Annotated in this window: 19 protein-coding genes; 6 read left to right on the forward strand and 13 right to left on the reverse strand. The window is 44.0% G+C overall.

Translation table 11 applies throughout. From position 1 onward, the window contains the following. Nucleotide 1 precedes the first annotated feature (1 nt). Entirely contained in the window at nt 2-232 is a 231-nt protein-coding gene (locus L1D15_RS11530) for a glutaredoxin family protein (RefSeq protein ID WP_006962058.1), read from the reverse strand. Nucleotides 233-341: 109 nt separating this feature from the next. Between L1D15_RS11530 and L1D15_RS11535 the strand changes: the two genes are divergently transcribed. The 3 genes from L1D15_RS11535 (at nt 342) to L1D15_RS11545 (ending at nt 2,109) form a co-directional block, all read left to right on the forward strand. Further along, complete coding sequence (locus L1D15_RS11535; protein WP_239875721.1) at nt 342-851, forward strand: M48 family metallopeptidase; 510 nt, start codon at nt 342-344, stop codon at nt 849-851. A gap of 65 nt (nt 852-916) precedes the next feature. Continuing rightward, complete coding sequence (gene rlmF / locus L1D15_RS11540; RefSeq protein WP_239875869.1) at nt 917-1,900, forward strand: 23S rRNA (adenine(1618)-N(6))-methyltransferase RlmF; 984 nt, start codon at nt 917-919, stop codon at nt 1,898-1,900. A gap of 14 nt (nt 1,901-1,914) precedes the next feature. Continuing rightward, nucleotides 1,915-2,109, forward strand: a complete 195-nt coding sequence (locus L1D15_RS11545) for a hypothetical protein (RefSeq protein ID WP_239875722.1) — start codon at nt 1,915-1,917, stop codon at nt 2,107-2,109. Nucleotides 2,110-2,122: 13 nt separating this feature from the next. Here the strand turns inward: L1D15_RS11545 and pilW are convergent, their stop codons facing one another. Continuing rightward, the gene (pilW, locus tag L1D15_RS11550) at nt 2,123-2,794 is read right to left on the reverse strand and encodes a type IV pilus biogenesis/stability protein PilW (RefSeq protein WP_239875724.1); all 672 of its coding nucleotides are present in this window, start codon (nt 2,792-2,794) and stop codon (nt 2,123-2,125) included. Between the two features lie 120 nt (nt 2,795-2,914). Between pilW and L1D15_RS11555 the strand changes: the two genes are divergently transcribed. After that, nucleotides 2,915-3,730 (forward strand): alpha/beta hydrolase, encoded by an 816-nt coding sequence (locus tag L1D15_RS11555; protein ID WP_239875726.1) that lies wholly within the window; start codon nt 2,915-2,917, stop codon nt 3,728-3,730. On the opposite strand, the gene metA is transcribed toward L1D15_RS11555, so the two are convergent. Next, on the reverse strand, nt 3,714-4,655 hold the full coding sequence (gene metA / locus L1D15_RS11560; protein WP_239836491.1) for a homoserine O-succinyltransferase: 942 nt from the start codon (nt 4,653-4,655) through the stop codon (nt 3,714-3,716). The two genes, L1D15_RS11555 and metA, sit on opposite strands and share 17 nt — an antisense overlap. 128 nt (nt 4,656-4,783) lie before the next feature. On the opposite strand from metA, the gene L1D15_RS11565 reads away from it, so the two are divergent. Together L1D15_RS11565 and L1D15_RS11570 are read left to right on the forward strand one after the other, a co-directional pair. Further along, nucleotides 4,784-5,176 carry an ATP-binding protein gene (locus tag L1D15_RS11565; protein WP_239875728.1) on the forward strand — a complete coding sequence of 131 codons (393 nt, stop codon included), beginning with the start codon at nt 4,784-4,786 and terminating at the stop codon, nt 5,174-5,176. Next, nucleotides 5,155-5,592, forward strand: coding sequence for a DUF3859 domain-containing protein (locus L1D15_RS11570; RefSeq protein WP_239875729.1), 438 nt, complete (start codon nt 5,155-5,157; stop codon nt 5,590-5,592). The genes L1D15_RS11565 and L1D15_RS11570 overlap by 22 nt, the downstream gene beginning before the upstream one ends. 13 nt (nt 5,593-5,605) lie before the next feature. On the opposite strand, the gene L1D15_RS11575 is transcribed toward L1D15_RS11570, so the two are convergent. The 10 genes from L1D15_RS11575 to tssM form a co-directional block, all read right to left on the reverse strand. Then, nucleotides 5,606-7,102 carry an EAL domain-containing protein gene (locus tag L1D15_RS11575; protein ID WP_239875730.1) on the reverse strand — a complete coding sequence of 499 codons (1,497 nt, stop codon included), beginning with the start codon at nt 7,100-7,102 and terminating at the stop codon, nt 5,606-5,608. A gap of 185 nt (nt 7,103-7,287) precedes the next feature. Continuing rightward, a complete protein-coding gene (locus L1D15_RS11580; protein WP_239836487.1) occupies nt 7,288-8,415 on the reverse strand; it encodes an ABC transporter permease in 1,128 nt (375 codons plus the stop codon). After that, the gene (locus L1D15_RS11585; protein WP_239875731.1) at nt 8,412-9,569 is read right to left on the reverse strand and encodes an ABC transporter permease; all 1,158 of its coding nucleotides are present in this window, start codon (nt 9,567-9,569) and stop codon (nt 8,412-8,414) included. Before L1D15_RS11585 ends, L1D15_RS11580 begins: the two co-directional genes overlap by 4 nt. Nucleotide 9,570: 1 nt before the next feature. Continuing rightward, nucleotides 9,571-10,545: an efflux RND transporter periplasmic adaptor subunit gene (locus L1D15_RS11590; RefSeq protein ID WP_239875733.1), complete on the reverse strand. Its 975-nt coding sequence runs from the start codon at nt 10,543-10,545 to the stop codon at nt 9,571-9,573. A gap of 9 nt (nt 10,546-10,554) precedes the next feature. Further along, nucleotides 10,555-11,982, reverse strand: coding sequence for a TolC family protein (locus tag L1D15_RS11595; protein WP_239875734.1), 1,428 nt, complete (start codon nt 11,980-11,982; stop codon nt 10,555-10,557). Nucleotides 11,983-12,090: 108 nt separating this feature from the next. Further along, nucleotides 12,091-13,617 (reverse strand): tripartite tricarboxylate transporter permease, encoded by a 1,527-nt coding sequence (locus L1D15_RS11600; RefSeq protein WP_239875735.1) that lies wholly within the window; start codon nt 13,615-13,617, stop codon nt 12,091-12,093. 17 nt (nt 13,618-13,634) lie between these two features. Further along, nucleotides 13,635-14,153, reverse strand: coding sequence for a tripartite tricarboxylate transporter TctB family protein (locus L1D15_RS11605; RefSeq protein ID WP_239875737.1), 519 nt, complete (start codon nt 14,151-14,153; stop codon nt 13,635-13,637). Between the two features lie 200 nt (nt 14,154-14,353). Beyond that, a complete protein-coding gene (locus L1D15_RS11610; protein WP_239875738.1) occupies nt 14,354-15,325 on the reverse strand; it encodes a tripartite tricarboxylate transporter substrate binding protein in 972 nt (323 codons plus the stop codon). A gap of 208 nt (nt 15,326-15,533) precedes the next feature. After that, nucleotides 15,534-16,274, reverse strand: coding sequence for a protein kinase (locus L1D15_RS11615; RefSeq protein ID WP_239875870.1), 741 nt, complete (start codon nt 16,272-16,274; stop codon nt 15,534-15,536). Nucleotides 16,275-16,283: 9 nt separating this feature from the next. Next, nucleotides 16,284-19,667, reverse strand: coding sequence for a type VI secretion system membrane subunit TssM (tssM, locus tag L1D15_RS11620; protein WP_239875739.1), 3,384 nt, complete (start codon nt 19,665-19,667; stop codon nt 16,284-16,286).

Genomic DNA, 19,667 nt, shown 5'->3' on the forward strand with positions numbered 1-19,667 from the left:
ATCACTTTGAGTTGTACATCTTTTCGAAATTTTTCGGGTTCCAGCCAATCATATAGCGATCACCAATTTTGAGTACGGGCAAAGAACGAGCGCCGATCGCATCAAGCTCTTTGCGACCGCGTTGCATTTTGGCGTTAGTTAACCTGTAGGCGTACCCTTTTTCATCTAAGTATCGCTGGGCATCTTTACAGTGCGGGCATTTATCCTTCACATATAGGACAAGTCTTTTCATCGTAAATTCCTAATCTTGCTTTGCAGCAGAGTGTAATGAAAAGACAGTGAATGGCAAGTGTGATTCGGGTAGACTGGCACACCTTGATCTTTGCACTGATATTTACGCTATGAATCCAGTTCTTCGTTACATCCAAGGTTATCCAGAACATATTATTAATCCAGTGACAGAATTGTTGGAAACAGGACGGTTGCAGAAATGGTTTAAGCGTCGTTATCCGGAAAATCACGAGATTAAAAGCGAGAAAGCGCTTTTTGAGTACACAATGGCGATAAAAAATCGCTATATGAAAAAAACATCGCCCATCAGTAAGGTGGTATACGACAATAAGATTCACCTTATCAACAATGCGTTAGGGCTACATACTTACGTCGCTAAAGTGCACGGCGGTAAAATTAAATCCAAAAATGAAATCCGCATCGCCAGTGTGTTTAGAAATGCCCCTGAACCTTTGCTGAGAATGCTTGTGGTTCATGAGCTTGCACACCTGAAAGAAAAAGACCATAACAAAGCGTTTTACCAACTTTGCTGCCATATGGAACCTGACTATCACCAACTTGAGCTCGATGCTCGATTATTTATGATATATACCGAAACGGTAGAGAAAACGAATAAGTAAACTGATTTATGATTGAGCAGAACAAGCGAACAAGCCCGAAATACAAAGGCAAGCCGTCAGGAGAAATGAAAGTCACGGTTTTAAAAGGGAAAGCGGGGTTACACCAGCGTAATCTGCATCGAGGTCGCTACGATTTTTCTCAATTAGTGAAAGTGACCCCAGAGTTGAAAAGGCATGTTGTTAAAAATCCGAAAGGTGAGGCGTCCATTAACTTCTCTGATCCTGTTGCCGTCAAATTACTCAACAAAGCCTTACTGGTTCATCATTACGGCATTGTCTTTTGGGATATTCCCGAGGGTTATCTGTGTCCGCCAATTCCCGGTCGTGCCGACTATATCCACCGCTTAGCAGAGTTGCTAGTGAAAGATAACAAGCAGATAAACCACGAAAAAGTCAGGGCACTGGATGTCGGAGTAGGGGCAAATTGTATTTATCCTATCATCGCAGCAACGCAGTACCGATGGCAGTGTGTAGGCTCTGATATTGATCCGGTGTCTATTGAGAACGCCAATCAGATTGTTGAAAGTAATGCTGAACTCAAACCACTAATAGAGTGCCGTTTGCAAACACAAAGACGGTATTTCTTTAAAGGTATCATTCAAAGCGATGAGTATTTTGAGTTAACAACTTGTAACCCGCCATTTCACAGATCCTTACAGGAAGCGCAACAAGGTACGGAACGTAAAATTAACAACCTCAACCGCAGTAAGCAGCAACGTGGCTTATACAGAGAAAAAGAGAAATACAAAGCATCACCTATACTTAACTTTGGTGGCCAAAATGCGGAACTTTGGTGCCCTGGAGGTGAAGCGGCCTTTATCAAGAACCTTGCGTTTGAAAGCCGTGACTTTGCGAAACAAGTCTTGTGGTTTTCTACTTTGATTTCCAAAAAAGAGAACGTACGTTGGATGCGCAAGAACCTCGCTAAAGTTGGTGCGAAAGAGGTACAAATAGTTGAAATGAGTCAAGGGCACAAAGTGAGCCGGTTTATGGCATGGACGTTTCAAACGCCAGCTGAAAGGCAAGGCTGGTATAGCTCAAAACAGTAACCAAAGGAGGGCATATGGATATCGAAATTTATATGCCTTGTGAGCCTGAATGGTTTTGCGATGGTTTACTTATTCTCTTTGCCTTCCTGTTTATTGTTGGGCTTTTGGGCTTTGTATTTATCGTTTATAGAGAGTACCTCAAAATCCAGCGAGCTTCTCGGGTAAAACGCCGGCGTAGTACCCTTTTATCACACCGAAAGAAACGCTAAGTATGCTTCAATACTATGGTCTGGGGCTGATTGTTTTTTGGCTCTGCTCTAACTTCATGAGCAAGCGGAGCGAAACATCTCGTACGCCAAATTCTTGGTGAAACGAGTTGATACGCTGTCGGGCAATGGCCAATTTTCCATGCTCAATTTCAAGCTTGGCCAAGTTTAGTATTGATTGTGTTCGCTTGGGATCGTGTGCTATCGCTCTTTTGAAGTATGTCATTGCCTGTATGGTTTGTTCAGCCTTAAGCGCACAAAAAGCGGCACTTTCGTAGCTCGCTGCGACATTGAGGTAATCAGGCTGTTGAATGGCCTTGTCAAACATAGTCTGCGCTGCGTTATAGCGGGATTGTTTGCAAAGAAAACTACCGTAGTCATGCAGTATCTGCCCATTACTAGGTTGGCTACGAATGGCTTTCTGGTACATCTCATTCGCTCGTTCGTACTCAGACACATGATCCAAATAATGAGCCATAGCCAGTTGAGCGCGGAAATAGCTCGGTGAATGTACAAGAGCCTTATGTAGATTCTCTCGTGCTTTGACCCGCTCCCCACGTTGTAAATAACTTATCCCCAATGCGATTCGAGCATCCGCTTGATGGTTTTTCGCTGAGGTCGATAAAGGGTTTTTGACGGTGACACAAGCTGATAGTAATAGGCTGGCGAAAAGAAATAGAAAGCGCATAGTATGGCAAAGAGAAGGACCTTCTTTTGAATGTATTACGTTGTTTGTCCGGTCACATCAAAATAGGCGTAATCATGCGGCCGATTTAGCAAGAACGGCTGAAAATAAAGGGAACAGAGTGTGAAAAAACAAGTCATCGGTGCAGCGGCCTTGAGCTTTTTAGTCGGGCTGTCTATTAAATCATCTATCGCATCTGAGTTAGACATGAGCACTCAGTATGCGGACAGTGGTGTGGCGTATGTTAAGCAGGGTAACCATGCTAGTCACTATAGGCTGATTTTTATTCATGGCTCCCCCGGGAATAAAGAAGGCTATGAAGCTTACTTGAAAGACACTTGGTTATTAGCCAATGCTGAATTGGTTTCGATTGATCGTTTGGGGTACGGTCAGTCTCCTAACCAGCTTATTGCCAATTTAGACGGACAATCCCTATCCATTAAACCTTTTCTTGCTGAAGACAAAGTTAATATTCTGGTTGGTCATTCTTTAGGTGGGCCTATTGCACTAAATCTCGCACTGATGTTTCCGAATTTGGTTCACGGAATGGTATTGATTGCGCCAGCATTTGACCCAACACATGAAGCACCTAAGTGGTACAACAAGCTGGCGGATACGTGGCTGGTTAGTCTTTTTCTTACTGACATCTGGAGGAAGTCAAATGGAGAAATGTTGCCTCTTGCTGGAGAGCTTGAAAAGCTCAGTGCTAAGGATTGGAGTCCATTGGATTCAGTGCCCGTGACTTTGATTCACGGTGATGAAGATAATATCGCAGCGCCTGAGAATTCGACTTTTGCTATTGAGCGCCTATCTGGAAAAGATAAGAGGTTGGTGGAAGTTAAGGGTGAGGGGCATTTTATCCTTTGGCAAAATACCCCTAAAGTTATCAACGAAATCAAACAACTAATCCACGCTTTAGGCCTTAATCATCCTTTGTGAAATTGGCTTCACTAAATTGATCTAAGTCGTAAGGAGTTTGTTGGTATACGCAGTAGTTGAGCCAGTTCGAAAATAGCAAATGACCGTGACTGCGCCAGCTTGCGATGGGTTTGTTATCTGGATTGTTGTTCGGATAGTAGTTCACAGGAATAGCGGGTTCCATTCCTTCGCCGAGATCACGGATATACTCATTGTGAAGCGTAAATGCATCATATTCAGGATGACCCGTCACGAAGACATTTCGCTTGTCTTTCGTCGCGGCTAAATACACTCCTGCGATATCAGAAGTCGCCAGCACATCCAAATCGGTATGCTCAGCGAGATACTCGGGTGAGAAGTCTGCGTATCGTGAGTGGGGAGCTAAGAAAGTATCATCAAAGCCACGCAATACAGGATGGTACGGTTGATGTATCTGATGGTGGTAGACACCAGAAAGTTTCTCTTTCCGAGTGCGCTTGGGTAGGTCATAAAGCAGTTTCAAACCTGCTTGAGCAGCCCAACACACGTATAATGTCGAGGTTACGTGCTCTTTCGCCCAACTCATGATGGCTTGTAAGTGCTCCCAATAGATTACGTCTTCGAATTGAACCAGTCCTAATGGGGCTCCTGTAATGATCAGACCATCGAAATTACGCCCTTTGACCATCTCAAACTGACGATAGAAGTTATCCAAGTGCTCCGTGGGTGTGTTCTTGCTTGGCCTATCATCGATACGTAGCAGCTCAATGTCTACTTGAAGCGGGCTATTAGAAAGTAAGCGAAGAAACTGAGTCTCAGTTTCTATCTTCTTCGGCATTAGGTTGAGGATCAATACTTTTAGGGGACGAATTTCCTGCGTAGACGCTCGAGATTCGGGCATTATGAAGATATTTTCCTGACGTAATACATCACTAGCAGGTAATTGGTCGGGGATCTTAATCGGCACAGCTTTCTCCCTAAGCTTTTTGGACGTCTATACATCCAAACTTAACTCAAACCTAATGAGATGTCGATAGCATTGTTATGCTTATTTGCGGTAAAATTTGTGCCTCATTAGTCGAACTATTCATTTCAATGACGCTAAAGCTGACCATTATTCGTGGTTTGCCTGGTTCCGGGAAAAGTACTCTAGCTCGGACACTGGGTGTGAATCATTATGAAGCGGATATGTACTTCATTGATGCTCAAGGTGATTACATTTTCAGACCAGAAGATATCTCGAAGGCGCATGATTGGTGCAAAACAATGACGTGTGAAAGCTTGCTTCAGAAGCAAAGCGTGGTGGTATCTAATACTTTTGTCATGAGATGGGAGATCATACCCTACTACAAAATGGCGCAACAGTATGGCGCGGTGTTTGAAATCATCGAATGTAAGCAAGACTATGGCAATATTCACGGTGTTCCTGCAAGCACTATCCTAGAGATGAAAAAACGGTGGCAAGAATGGCGAAGAGAACCGCTGTAATAGAAATGACCTCTTACGGCGTCTATAGCCAGTGGGATTCAAAATCTAAGCACTTACCTAAAATTCAAGACTTCACAACTAAAATTCCTGCCGATCAGGATATAGAGTTTGGTTTTATTGTGAATATCAAAAAAGCCAAAGGTCAGGTGATTGAATATTGCATTGACCATCCGGGGGGGCTGGGTAAAAAAGGCCAGATATTAGATCCGTTTACCGGTGACATGCATGTCGGGAGTAATGACTGGGATTTTTATCTTGGGGATACCATTCAGCTTTTAGACCCTATCAATGGTTATGATTCCAACATTGGTAAATGGCGTATGACCATTGAATTAAATGGCAAAGTGGTTGCGGATAAGACCTTTGATGTTTACAGCCGAGATGAAGGTGAATTCTGGAAAAGACGAGGGTTTTAGACTGTTCCTGTTACTACAGCCAAGATTGTTTAAGTGTCTCTAACTTCAAGGGTTTAGAAAAGTAGTAACCTTGCAGATAAGATACCTTCATTTCGGCTAAATATTTGACTTGCTCGGGCTCTTCGACACCTTCTGCAATTATTTTTACACCCAGGCGATGGCCAAGTTCAATAATCGTATTTAGCACAGTGGCATTAACGGTTTCTAAACCAATAGTATCAACAAAGCATTTATCAATTTTCAAATAATCAAACTGAGTGTTCTGGATGACTGAGAGAGCTGTGTGACCGGTACCAAAGTCATCAATCGAGATGAGAACGCCGCTCTTTCTCAGCTCGGCAAGCGCATCTCGCCCTTTGTCATCAAGTATCTGTCTTTCGGTGACCTCAACTACAAGGCGAATCCCAACCTGTCTAAAGCGGATAGCATAGTGACATAGAGTTGATATATTTTGTGGCTGATGTAGATAGGAGGGAGGAACATTAATACCTAGATGAACATGACGGAATGCAGGTTCTGAACTGAAATCCTCTAATGCCACTTCCAATACATAATCAGTAATAGCATCTATGATATTTTCTTGCTCAGCCAGTGGTATAAATAAGTCTGGGCGAACCAAACCTAGTTTAGGGTGTTGCCAGCGAATAAGTGCCTCAAAACCACTCAGTTTCTGACTGTCGTCAGCGTCAACAATAGGTTGATAAACGAGGAATAACTCTTTTCTTTTTAAGCCTTTTTTGAGGTCATCGACGAGGCTGTCACGGCTTTTTAGACGCGAAAGAACAATATATAAAGCCATTGAAATGAGAAAAGAAATTGGAATGCTGCTTAATGCAGAATAAACAACACGTCGATGAATAAATTCGGAGCTCGCTTCAGTCATTAAAGAAAAACCATACTTTGGAGAGGTAGTAATGTAATGAAGAGTATCCGATGTAAAATCTTTTTCTGCAGGGTAGACTTTTTGACCAAACTTAGCCGTAATAAAACTCAGCTTATCATTTTCAATGTTAGTTAGCCTTGTAAGAAGGTAGTTATTGTCAACGATAGCAAAGGCACCACTATTTACGATATTCGGCTCTCTATTCACCACGACCATCGTTCTTTGTTTCGGGTCTTGGTTAATATCGAAAAGAAAGGCGCCAGATTTAGCCGTACCATTTTTAAAGGCATAGTTTAAGTCGGTATAAACTTCCCCACGCTTTGAGGAGCAAATAGCGATGCCGTCTTGAATGATGATGAGTTCTCTTAAGGAACTCTCAAACAGGAGATCTTCACGAATAGCGTCACAACTCTCAGGATGCTTCATTGCTTTAGCATTTTTTTCTTGGAGCTCAGTGATGACATCTTCAATTCTATCTTGAAAATTTAAGGCGATGGTTTTCAAGCTATCCGTAATTCCATAATACGCAACGTATTGTGAAACAGGAAAAACAATGCAAAGTGGAATTAAAATGTAAGCAAGCAGTGATTTAAGTTCTAGTGTTAGAGTTGATACGCTTTGATTCATTTTAATTATTCTATTCAGTCAACTTATTTGATATTAATATATATTTCCGCATAAAAATGTCGAACTGTCCGCAAATTAATCGCAATAACTAAGTTAACTTTTACACCAATTCTGGCTATTCAGCCAATTTTCGCCTTAGGTGATCTATTTTATTTACCGTTAGATGATAAGTGCTGGTAATCGCTTTATTGACAGTATTTTCGATAGCTGTAGAGAGCTAAGCTGATCCATAAGCCGCTTTGTAACCACAACAGCCCCCATTGAGAAGATATTTGATCCCAACTTGCTCCCATTTGATTTAAGGCAAGAAAGCCCTGAATAGCTGGTGTACTTGGAAAAAGTTGTGAGAGCCAGAGGACTGGGGAGGGAATACTGTTTAGTGGCCAGATAAACCCTGCACTGAAGATCAACGGCATTGAGCTGATGAGAACGACAAGGGTGACAAGTTCTCGTCTTGGCGTTATTGCTCCCAAGCAGATACCGATTGCGCAGGAAGCGAGTAAAAACGGCAATAGCAGGGAGAGGAGTTGAGCACTAGTTGCAAGTTGACTGATGCCATGCATCGAGAAACTGGCACCAAAATAAAACATGCTCAGAATATAGTAAATGCCTACCAGAACACTAAAGCGGACCAAGAGTAGTGTGCTCGGCTGGGTGGCACTCCAATAGCCTTTTCCGCTTTTTTGGCTACCAGTCATTAGGCCTGAAGCCATCGCCATTGTCTGCTGTAAAATCAAAACAAACACTGCTGGAACAACATAGTCAATGTAGCCCATACGTGGGTTGAAGGTCGGCTTAAGGTTCAGTTTGGTTGCGCTATATTGTTCACTGGCTAAAGCCATTGGAGTCCCATCCAAGAGTAATCGAGTAACTTTTGTTTGGGCGGCTAAGGTTCCCCCAGCTTGTGCAAGACCTTCAACGACGGTTCCGTAGACAAGAAAATAGGAGGCATCCCCTGCGAAAGAGAGAGTCGGGCTAGCACCCATTAATAGGTCTTTATAAAAATGCTCAGGAATCACAAGAAAGCCGCTGATTTTACCATCGATAAAGGCTTGTTGAGCAGACTCGATAGCGTAATCACGTTGTACGACTTTGACCTGTGGCGTTGCATCCACCATTCTCTCAAGCTTGTAACTAGTCTGGCTACGATCAAGGTTGACAATACTGATGGGTTGTTCCCTTGGCGTTTGGTGGTTGTAGGGAAGAGGGTACAGAAACGAATAGAACAATACACCACCAAACACAGTAAGTGTCACGATAGGGTTACTTAACAAAGCTTTAACTTCGGCAGAAAGTACATCTATGATTCTCATTGCGCCTCCACTTGGCTTTGTCTTGTGTTGAATAAATGTTTTCGAATTAGCAAAGCACACATTAAGGCTGGGAGTAAGTAGCCTAACATGGGTAGCAGGTGAGGTAAGGCATCATAAACACTTTGGCCATAACTGACTTGGCTTACCTGAACCTCGATATAATGGCTAATAGGTAACAAGCTGCGCCAAGCTTGTGCGAGGTGGTTCATGTCTGTCACTGGAAAAGTAATGCCCATGAAGGCAAAGCTGGGGGCAGTGAAAGCGCCAGCAAAACTCATGGCGCGAGCTGGGTCGAGAGTTAAAAAGAAGAAGAAGCTGCCCATAACAACACAAGCGAAAACAGTGATGATTTGTGCGAATATCAACACAGCATAACTACCGCTCATTGGCCATTTGAAGCCCATGTAAAACCAGTATAGGAAGGCCAAGCCTTGTACTATAAATATGGGGAAGTAAGGAAGCAGAGTTTTTAAGCACTCTGTGGTGCTGTTATTTCCCAACCAACGTACTAAGCCTCTATTTCTATGATTTGCGGCCAGTATTAAAATGGTCGAAACCACAATGATGATTTGCCACAAGGCAGGCACAATTGCAGAGACCAAAAACTGCGCGTAATTGGCGTTTTTGTTGAATAAAGGTGTAATTTGGGTTTTCACTGGCAGTGCTGATCCCAGCGCTTGATCTATTGAGTGTCCTCCTTCTAATAACGCTTTCTTAGTGTCGATTTGGGCATTGAATGTTGACTGTGCTTGCACCAAGGCTGAGCTGATAAGTTTTCCAATCAATATTGTCTGGCTGTTATAAAACGCACTCACCTGCGGAGGTATACCCTGATAAATACTCTTATCAAAATCCGTCGGAATAACGACATAGGCGAAAACCTTGCTGGTCACGAGTGCATTTTTGGCCTCGGCAATATCGGCAAAGTTCCGAGTCACTTTTAAAGTTGATGTCGCATCGTAATAGTGACTCAGTTGGCGGGAAAGTTGACTATGAGATAAGTCGACAATGCCAATAGGTAAGTCTCGTGCCAGTCCTTGTGAAAAAATTGCCCAAATTGAGATGACGAGAGCAATAGGTATCCATGTAAGACAGGACAACAACCATTTATCGCGCCTGATGATGGCCCACTGAGTGGAAAACAGATCGTTCATGTTAAAGCTCGACTGCCAAGCTCATCCCCATTCGAAGGGCGTGATCATGCGTCAAAGGTCTCGCTTCAACTTCAAAGGTTCGAAGATCAAAACCCTGTGACGAGTCGGTTGAACGCCAAGTTGCGAAGTCTCCCATTACCGCGATATGAGTGACTTCAAATTCCAATGACTTACCAAGCGCGGGAAGGTAAGCATTGAATGTCTGGCCTTTAGAAAAATGCTTGAGTTGATCTTCTCTGACATTCAGTACAGCCCAAGAATCCGCTGTATCAATAACGGTCACTACAGGGAAGCCTTGCGGGGCAAGCTCTCCACTTTGAAGTAAGACTTGTGACACTTCGCCATCAAACCAGCTTTCGATTTGAGTGTCTTTTGCATAAGCTTCTACTTCAGCCACAGCGCCTGCTGCCATACGGGCTTTTTCTGCAGCGGCGATTTTTGTCTCATCACGCGCCCCTTCACGCGCCATTTGGTACATTTGATATGCTGCACTTTCCGTGTATTTCGCAGCATCCCATTGGGTTTTTGCTTCATCCCGCTTTTGCTCTGCAACCACGCCATCTTTATAGAGGTTGTTGACTCGAAGGTAGGTTTTCTCCATAAGCTGAGACGCTGCTTTGGCTTTTTGCCATTGGTCTTTAGCAGCTTGAATTTGCTGGGTGCGCGCCCCTTTTTCTGCTTCTTGGGCGATGGCACCAGCTGCCTTTTCTCCTGCTATAGCTTGCTCAAGTTTTGCTTCAATTTCTGGACTATGCAGAGTGAAGATTAATTCGCCTTTTTGCACCTTGTCGCCTTTGCGGACCAATACCTGATCAATTCGTCCGGGGACTTTAGAAGAAATACTATACTGCTGTGACTCGATTTGCCCTTGCAGTCGAACCGGCTTAGGCAAATAAGCCGTATAGAATTGGTATCCAACCCAAGATGATATGGCTAAAGCAGCGGCAGTTAGGATAATCGGTTTGGCTTTTTTCATCTTAGTGTCCTAGAGAGTTGACGTGTTAATCGAGTCCTGCTGGTATTGTTGAAATGTGGCCATTTCGCTCGATAGTGCTAAAAGTTTTGATAGTGATAACAGATAGTTAAAGCTTGCAGCAGACTTTTGGGTTTGTACGTTGGCCAGATAAAGTTGAGCATCGACCACATCTGTCGATGTTGAGAGACCCTGAGAGAACCCTTTCTCTCGCAGTTTTATGTTTTCTTTCGCAAGTTCAATGCTTGAACTCAAGCCCAATACTTCTTCTTGTGCTTGCTGGGCTTCCAAGTAGGTTTTTTGCACTAACACGGTCAAATCTTGTTTCGCCTGAGCTTTGAGGTACTGGACTTGTGAAACGGCACTGTGTGCGGCTTTGACCTGTTCAGAGCGGCCGCTTGATTCTATCAGTGGAATGCTCACACCTACACCGACTAGCCAGTCTGGTTTCATCTGACTGGCAAGAGAGTCGTCTTCATGCAAACTGTAGTCACCGTATAGATACACTTCAGGGTAGTACTTGCCTTGCTCTGCTTTGATAAGACTGCGTGCTTGCTTCTCTTTGGCATCAAGTAAGGAAAGCCCAGGGTAGGTGTTTAATGTTTGATCAATAAATGCCTCAATCGGAGGAAGAGTTTCATTGATGAATAAGTGATCCCTTGGCTCGACTGTGGCATTTTGGCTCAGTATTTGGGTTAATGCAGTTTGGGCAATATCGAGGTTTTTCTGCGCTTTCTTTCGCTCTATCCTGGCTTGATCTAAGGCTGATTCAGCTTGGAGGCGCTCAACACGCGCAATCTGGCCTTGTTGCTCCAGCTTAAGGGCATTATCCCGGTGCTTTTTAAGTCCACTTTCAACAAGCTGGCGTGTTTGAACCACCTCTTTTGCCAGTAATACGCTGAAATAGTATTTACTTAGGTCTTCGTACCGGGCTTGTGTCTCCATTGCCAACTGGCTTTGTGCTTCTTCGGTTTTACCTCGGGCTGCCGATTGTGCTGCATTAATTCGGCCACCGGTAAAAACAGGCCAAATGGCTCTTATCGAAGAAGTGAAAATATCTCGTTCGCTGATGGTGGATGTAGTATTACCAAGATCGCTAAAGAGTTGACTCAGGCTTGATAGTAAGGAAGTCGGTAGGGCAAGGCTACCAACGCTGGGAAGCGTTCCATGAGTACTTTCTATCAATTGGTTACCAGATAGCGTTACGTCGGTATCTAGCCGGGTATAATTTGCACCGACGGTCACGGAAGGAAGATGAAGGTTGTCGGTTGCGTTTTCGAGATGCTGATATCGGTCGACATTGGCCCTTTGTGCTGCAAGAGAATTGTTTTCACTCTGCAACAACTGCCAAGCTTCTGAAAAGCTGATAGCAGCAGAATGAGCGGCTATTGGCTGACAGCTAAGGCAAGCGATGATCAATGCGATAGGGCGCAGCGACATAGTATTTACTCTATTCGTTAAAAAATAGAGTTTAAACTCTAAATGGTTGGGTTTGCAAATTGCGCTAATGAAAAAGAAGGCACTATTGCCTTCTTAGTCTAGTTATGTTTATTGCTCTATTTTGACTGGTTCTGGCTTGAACCTTTTAAATAAACCAATAAGGATAGGGCTGCTTAAAACCATTATTGCTAGTACTGTAAATGCCATTGTAATTGGCCTTTCCCAAAGGAAGCTAAGCTCTCCATCGCTTATCATTAATGCTCGGCGAAGGTTCTCCTCCATTAATCCTCCGAGAATGAACCCGAGAAGAAGGGGGGCGAGTGGGAAGTTAGCTAGTCTCAGTGCTATCGCACCTATGGCAATCAACAACATGATAAAGACGTCCATTGTGTTGAATGACACTAGGTAAACACCAGTGATAGAGAAGAACAGAATCATCGGTAACAGCACTGTCCTAGGAACTGCTAACAGCTTGGAAATGTAAGGAATCAGTGGCAAGTTGAGGATAACCAAAACAATGTTGCCGAAATACATGGAGATGATGACTGACCAGAAGACGTCAGGATGTTCGACAAACAGACGTGGGCCAGGTTGGATGCCATAAGCAATCAGTGCACCTAACATGATGGCGGTTGTCCCAGAGCCTGGGATCCCTAGCGTCAAAAGCGGGACAAACGAACCACTGGAGGCTGCGTTGTTAGCCGATTCTGGGGCAACCAACCCGCGGATACTGCCTTTACCGAATTCTTCTTTTTTATCTTTAGGTGCTAGGTTACGCTCCATACCATAGCTCAGGAAGGCTGCGATAGTCGCACCAGCGCCAGGCAACACGCCAGTAAAAAAGCCTAAGATAGAAGAGCGGATCGATACTGGCGCGACTTCCTTGACCTCCTCCTTGGTGACTTTCATGCTGCCAATGTCGCTCATTTGACTTTGCTCTTCACTGCGAGTGTCTTTCTCTGGTTTGAGTATGCCCATCAGAGTTTCACCTAGCGCAAATGTCGCCATAGCCAATAGTAAGAAACTGAAGCCATCCATTAAATCTGTGAGACCAAAAGTGAAACGCTCAACGCCGACGCCTTTGTCAATCCCCACTGTTGAAAGCATCAGGCCTAGTATGGTCATCATCCAAGCTTTGATGACCTGACCTTTACCAGCAAAGGCCGCAACGGCTGATAGGCCCAATAACATCAGTGCGAAGTAGTCAGACGACTGAAAGCTAAGTGACACACTTGCCAGGGCAGGAGCCGCTACAAGCAGCATAATCGCAGATAGGGTACCACCTGTGAATGACGAGTAGGCAGCCAGTGCCAACGCTTTACCAGCTTGGCCTTTCTGTGCCATTGGATAACCATCAAATGCCGTCACAACTGTTGATGAACACCCTGGGGCATTGATAAGAATTGAAGAAGTAGAGCCTCCGAACACTGCACCATAATAGACACCCGCCATTAGAATTAGACCAGAAGAAGGGTCTAGCCCATAGGTGATCGGGATCATCAGAGCAATAGCAGATATGGGACCAAGTCCCGGAAGCATACCGATGAAGGTACCAACGAAACATCCGACGATCACCATCATGATGTTCATCGGCATAACTGCGGTCGAAAGACCTTGTAAGATTCCATCTAACATTTGTTATTCCTTACTGTTTACGACCACATGGTGAAAATGACGCCCGGTTCCAGATAAATATCCAGTCCTTGAGTGAGCAATAGGTAAAACGCGATGACAAAAGGGAAAGAGGCACCAAGTAGTACTTTTTTACGGCGCTCACCGAGCAGATAGAATCCGGCCAGAAGGAATAAGCCAGTCGCAAGCACAAAGCCAATGTAGGTTAGGCCTAAGCCATATAGCGCCATCAAAGCAAGGAATGCGGCCAGTAATTTCCAGTTAAAATCCATTACCGCGCCACTTTGCTTATCCGCTTGGCCTGTCACAAGTAACATCAGAGAAAGACCGATACCGATAAAGGTCAGAAGTGTGGGTAAGGTGCGAGCCGTGAAGGGTTCATATTCGTCACCAGGAAAAAGAGGGATTTGTGAGGTTTGATAACCATAACAAAGGCATACGATAAGAAAGATCATGGCACCGACGCGATCGCGACAAAGCAAATTCTCTTTTGAGAAAAGCTGACCTTTGTTGAAAGAATTCGTTGGCAAGTCCGACATATCCAACTCCATTTGCATTCACATTGAGGGAAGAAAAAAGCCGTACAAGAGGGATTAATGAGCATGTATCACTAACCAATAAGCCATTTGCTGCTAGTCAAAGAGGCTTAGCTGTTTATTTCTAAACATAGGAGATTGTGTCGTTATCTCGGGTACGGCAAAAAGGAAAGAGGGCAAGTGCAAGTTTGCCCTCAACAGGATTACTTGAGGAAGCCCAGCTCGCGCATCAGGTCGCCCATTTGCTTTTCTTGATCTTCAAGGAAAGCGTAAAAATCTTTATCTGCCTTGTAGTTATCAATCCAGCCATTGCGATCTCGAACGACCTGCCACTCGTCGGTGTTATACATTTTCTGCAGCGCTGTGTTCCATTCATCGAGTTTTTCTTGGCTGGTGCCAGGGGCTGCGAAGAAGCCGCGCCAGTTAGCGAAGACAGTGTCATTTCCATATTCAGTTAAAGTTGGAATTTCTGGGGCGGCATCTAGGCGCTTTGGAGCTGTTACGGCAAGAATTTTGACCTGACCGGATTTCGACATCTCCAGTACTTCACCTAGGCCGGTGGAAAGCAGTTGTGTTTCGCCAGAGAGTAGAGCGGCCATGGCTTTACCGCCTGCATCGTAAGCGATGTAGCGCACTTTACGTGCATCGAAACCTTCACCCTTGAACGCTGCCGCTACAACTAGATGGTCCATACTGCCACGAGCTGAGCCGCCAGCAATTTTGACTTTGCGAGGGTTAGATTCAAAGTCTTTAACCACGTCTTCCCAAGTGTTGTACTTGGAATCGACAGAAGTCACGATTGCGCCATAGTCTGCAATGGTGGCTGCGACCGGTGTCAGGTCACGGAATGACTGAGGGAAAATGCCTGTCAGGGAGCGCACAACGATTGGAGTAGAGTTCACCATCAAGGTATCTTCCTGACGCTGAGCGGTTTCGATCAGGTGAGCAATGGCTTTACCGCCACCACCGCCTGATAGGTTTTGGAATGAGACGTTATCGACGATATCTGACTTAACGAGAACATCACCTGTTCCACGAGCCGTCATATCCCAACCACCGCCAGCACCGCCAGGGATTAAGAAGTGTATTTTTTCAAGATCAGCTGCAAAAGTGTTGAAAGAAAAAGACACAGCGATGATTGAAGCTGCCAGAGTCGGCTTGAGTACCTTAAACATGATTCACGTTCCTTATGTTTAGGTGCATCTTCATTGAGATAGCACTTATCGTTATCATTTTTCCATTGGTGAGGAAGAGTTTTCACCAATAGATGCGTTTAAGGTTAATGAGGTGTTAAATAGTTGTCGCTAATGCGTTGATAAAAACAATACTGTTTATTCTGTCGATTTTGTTCATAAAGTTCACAGCTCTTTTCCTGAAATGGTATTACTCAGCACCTGAGTGCATCACGTGTTGCTTAGCGCGTTTAAGTTGTTGATCAACCAATATTTGGTAACTGCTAGAGAGGTGGTTTAGTAGTGGACGCTTTTCTGTTTTAGCGAAATCGAGCAAAGTTAGCTCTGAAAATGGATGCTTTTCCCACATCGTCTGAAGCGTGATAGCGAGTGAAAAGAAGTCATTTTGCGATGAGATTTCTCCACAGCGAAGGAGAGAATTTAAAGGAGAGAACATAGGTGATAGGGAAGGGTTAGTCTGTATTTCATAGTATGAATTTATGGGGAGAATACTGCCAAAATCTACCAAAAGTGTTCGGTAGCAGGGAGTGACGAGTAGATTGGATGGCTTTATATCACCATGAACAAAGCCTGCGGCATGAAGTGCTTTAAGTGCTTGTTCGGCATTGTGCGTAATTTCTTTTTTTAAAGGTAGATCCAATAAAGAAAAGTCTGCCGATAAAGATTCCACAAACTCTAATATAAGCCAGTCACCCCCTAAGCTTGAGCCGTAATCGAGATACTTAGGCCAGTATGGCGAAGAGTGATGGTGGAGAAACTCGGCCTCGGTCTTGAGTTGTTGCTTCGCATGAAGCGACCAAGCAAATTTGATAATGGTTGAACCAAAGTGAGGGTGAGTAGCAAGGAAGGTTCCACTGCGAAGCAATGAGTACTGGGTGACACCCAGTACTCTAAAGCAAGCCGCAATTTTGCTTTCTGCTTCATGGTTCATCGCCACAATTTATATACTCGAAGGTAGCGAAAAAGCCGAGAAGAAGTTCGGTACAAATGGATTATTTTGCCCTTGAGTTTTAATGCTCAGTTGTACTTGGCTGTCACCATATTTAATGGCAACTTCGGTTTGCTGAGATGTCGATGAGGCGACTCTTGGCTCAATAAGCTTAAACCAAGCCCAGTTACCTTCAAACTTCTCGTTGGCGATAGAATTAGCCTGAGCCATAATCTGGAAGCCTAACGTATCTTGCTCAATTGCTGCAGCATTCCAACTCTGCTTACTCCATAGACGTGGCCCATGCTGGTATGTAAACAGAGGCTTTTCTCCACGAATAACGAACTCTGTAACATCGGAGCTCATTTCTTTGGCTTTTAGCTGGAACTGCAAAGACATGTTTTGCGGGTCCGCTAAGAACAAAGCATTTCGAATATCACTAGCTTTCTCAATCATTTGCCAAACGGCAGGGTCTAACGCTAAGCCAGTGTTTGGCAGCAAACCATAAAGATAGGGAGAGCGCTCTTCAGTAGAGAAACTCTTCAGCTTGCTTTGATAAAACTGATCTAAGGTCCCGTTTGTTTTAAAGAATGCGGCTACGTCTGCGGTACTCGCATCTAAACTCGCACTTTTGTTAAATGGGTAATAGGCTGCAATGGTTGTTTCATAAGGTTGGTAGACTTCTGACGTCCACGTGCTGTTGAGGTAGGCATGCGCCAAGCCCATTACTAAGTCATTGGCTTGTTGCGTCACCTGAGTCAGTATTTGTTTTGAAATATTGGGTTGTGACGACTCTTGCTGAGCCAGCAAAGTAATTGGGTTACTGGTTTTTATTTCAGCGGTTAGCGCTTGATAGGCCACTTTTTGTGGTTCTTCTGCCTCGTAGAACTTCCCTAGCCAAGTCTCAGCTTCGGTAAATTGCCCCAGCAAAGAGTCAATAGGTTTGTTGCCCTGTTCATCTGCCGTTACCTGCTTGTGGTATTGGGAAAAGGCAATAAAGATCTGTCGTGCTGATTCTTTCTTATCGACATCTTGTTCGGGTGGCTGCTCTCCTTCACTGGTAGTTTCAGGTTGAACGAGCTCCACAGAAGTGTACTTACTTACCGTGTTATATAACTGCGCCAAAGGGTTGTTCGAGGCTGTGGTCAGGACAGATAAGGTTTGTTTAAGTTGATCTGCATTTGCTAGGCTCTTGACTTGAATATGTGAGGAAAAATCACGCCAGTAATTAATGTAGTCGTTCTGGTACATTTGTTTAAGGTCACGACTGATGCGATACATTTCTAGTGCACTTGGAGACGTACCTGCAACGCCTTCATAAGCTTTGAGTGCTTCTTTCAATACTGGCGAGTCAACAGACAAATCTAGATCGTTAAAACCAGAAGGTGTAAATAAATAGGGGACTAAATAGCCGACATAGTTTGGTGAAAAAGATAGCAATTGATCAAAGTTGCTACCCAGTTCTTGTCGTACATCGATACGCTTCGAATAAGTTGGAGAGTTTAGGATATGCTCATAAAGTAATGTCTCAATACCGGTTTGATTGATCACTTTCTTAGCTAAGCTTTCTAAATCAAAGTTTGGCTTGAGTGGGACTAAGTCCTGAGCGAAGACATCATCAAGTAAGACTCTCAGTTGAGCTAAATTAACACTATCAGCCTCGCCTTGTTCTTCCAATGTGTTGATGAAATAGTTTTTAAGCTCCGCAATATTTGTTCGCTCCGCGTTAAATAACAGTCGGTAGTTATTTAGTAAGGACAAAGTTTTCGCTTGATCTTCAAGATTCACATAGACAAAAAGGTCTTTTTCTAGGGTATTCTCCATTGAAGGAATTAACACACGTTGTAGCTCACTAAAGTAAGCTTTCTGCACGTCATTCATTATGCTAGAGCTTGGCATGAACGGCAGGCTGTACCAAGGCTTGGGCTCTAAATAGAGAGAGTAAATTCTATTCAGCGAATACAGATTCGGGATGTTATCCGACATGTTTTCGATGTCATAAGGTTGAGCGGCAATGGCTTCTTTATAGCGCTCAAGCATATTATCAGCTCTTGCTTCCCTCTGGTTTTGATAGTCAAAATCCAGCTTAATGATCAAGAGAACGCTTGCAAACAAACCAAGCCAAAACAAGGTGTAGGCGGTTTGCATAGTAAGAAGCATATTCTCTTTGCGGCGGTTTACTCCCACCAGCTCATGCTCATTAATGATGGTATGAGTCATCAAATGCTGCGCAAACAAAGTCTGTTGTACAGGTATCTGTTGGTGTTGTTGGAACTGCTCGTTACCTAAAGACTGGTTGACAACATTGGCCAAGACATCGTGCTGACTTTGAACGGTGCCACTATGCGTAAAGTAGAATCCGCGAAAGTTTAAACCATCTTGGAGCTGATCACCGCGATACAGGCGATGTAGGAACTGCCATAAGCTTTGCTTGAGTAGCCCAAATTGATAAGGAGCGGCGCAAATAGCATTACGATAGTCTTGGTTAAGCTGCGAAGCCAGAGCCGTGCTCATATTGGCGATCAATTGACTAATTAGACTGTCATATTCTTTATTAAACCAGTCTCCATCGATGCCACCATGTTTTTGAATTGGGGAGGTGGCGCCAAAGACTTCGTTGCGTTTTGTTTCATCAAAGGCAGAGAAAAACTGACAGAAATCGTTGATCTGGCCCATTTGAGTGACAATGTTATATATGGGAAGGTTTAAGCCAAAAGCGCGATTAAAACCTTTGATTTCAGACTTGATCTGATCCGCTTTTTGAGTCAATGCTTCCGTTGTGCTTAGTAGCTGTTTGACATCTGTAGTCAGAATGAGTCCATTCAGAGCCTGACGAGGGCGCCACTTATTCAAGCTTTGACATAATGTTTTGATATAGGCTGGGTTTTGGTCTTCCCCTAAACTCACTGAAATTAGAATGGAATGTTCACTTAACCAAAATAGAATTGGGAATTCTATATCGTTCCCGAAATCGTCCACTTTATAAGCTTCATAGCCCATCTGAGTGATGATGCTCTTATCTTTACGTGGGTCCTCACTGAGGAATAAGTATGTCGGTTGATCATAGCGACTAGTGAGTCTCTTTTTACGCTTTTGAACATTGAGCATTAACTTAAAGTTTTGTGCTAAAAGCTTACAGCGCTTGTTGATGAGCGCTTTTTCTTGATCTGAGGTTTGTGGTTTGTTCTTTCTTCTGGAGAGCAGCCAGTAACAAATATAGCCCAGAACAATGGCCACCAATATTGTCGATAAAACGCCGACCGACGTATGATCGGGATAGGCGAGCTGCCATGTCAGAACGCCACCGACCACAACAATAACGAATACTAAGAGCAGGGTCCAAAGTATGGTACTTCGTTTGTTGCTTACAGGTTTAGATGAAGTTGATTCTGCCAT

The sequence above is a fragment of the Vibrio sp. Isolate25 genome (genome assembly GCF_022398025.1).
GTDB lineage: Bacteria > Pseudomonadota > Gammaproteobacteria > Enterobacterales > Vibrionaceae > Vibrio > Vibrio coralliilyticus_A.

Bases quoted from the DNA above. Each gene is read 5' to 3' on its own strand.
- L1D15_RS11530 (WP_006962058.1), bottom strand. From the start codon at position 232: ATGAAAAGACTTGTCCTATATGTGAAGGATAAATGCCCGCACTGTAAA.
- L1D15_RS11535 (WP_239875721.1), top strand. From the start codon at position 342: ATGAATCCAGTTCTTCGTTACATCCAAGGTTATCCAGAACATATTATT.
- rlmF (WP_239875869.1), top strand. From the start codon at position 917: ATGAAAGTCACGGTTTTAAAAGGGAAAGCGGGGTTACACCAGCGTAAT.
- L1D15_RS11545 (WP_239875722.1), top strand. From the start codon at position 1,915: ATGGATATCGAAATTTATATGCCTTGTGAGCCTGAATGGTTTTGCGAT.
- pilW (WP_239875724.1), bottom strand. From the start codon at position 2,794: ATGCGCTTTCTATTTCTTTTCGCCAGCCTATTACTATCAGCTTGTGTC.
- L1D15_RS11565 (WP_239875728.1), top strand. From the start codon at position 4,784: ATGACGCTAAAGCTGACCATTATTCGTGGTTTGCCTGGTTCCGGGAAA.
- L1D15_RS11570 (WP_239875729.1), top strand. From the start codon at position 5,155: ATGGCGAAGAGAACCGCTGTAATAGAAATGACCTCTTACGGCGTCTAT.
- L1D15_RS11575 (WP_239875730.1), bottom strand. From the start codon at position 7,102: ATGAATCAAAGCGTATCAACTCTAACACTAGAACTTAAATCACTGCTT.
- L1D15_RS11580 (WP_239836487.1), bottom strand. From the start codon at position 8,415: ATGAGAATCATAGATGTACTTTCTGCCGAAGTTAAAGCTTTGTTAAGT.
- L1D15_RS11585 (WP_239875731.1), bottom strand. From the start codon at position 9,569: ATGAACGATCTGTTTTCCACTCAGTGGGCCATCATCAGGCGCGATAAA.
- L1D15_RS11590 (WP_239875733.1), bottom strand. From the start codon at position 10,545: ATGAAAAAAGCCAAACCGATTATCCTAACTGCCGCTGCTTTAGCCATA.
- L1D15_RS11595 (WP_239875734.1), bottom strand. From the start codon at position 11,982: ATGTCGCTGCGCCCTATCGCATTGATCATCGCTTGCCTTAGCTGTCAG.
- L1D15_RS11600 (WP_239875735.1), bottom strand. From the start codon at position 13,617: ATGTTAGATGGAATCTTACAAGGTCTTTCGACCGCAGTTATGCCGATG.
- L1D15_RS11605 (WP_239875737.1), bottom strand. From the start codon at position 14,153: ATGTCGGACTTGCCAACGAATTCTTTCAACAAAGGTCAGCTTTTCTCA.
- L1D15_RS11610 (WP_239875738.1), bottom strand. From the start codon at position 15,325: ATGTTTAAGGTACTCAAGCCGACTCTGGCAGCTTCAATCATCGCTGTG.
- L1D15_RS11615 (WP_239875870.1), bottom strand. From the start codon at position 16,274: ATGAACCATGAAGCAGAAAGCAAAATTGCGGCTTGCTTTAGAGTACTG.
- tssM (WP_239875739.1), bottom strand. From the start codon at position 19,667: ATGGCAGAATCAACTTCATCTAAACCTGTAAGCAACAAACGAAGTACC.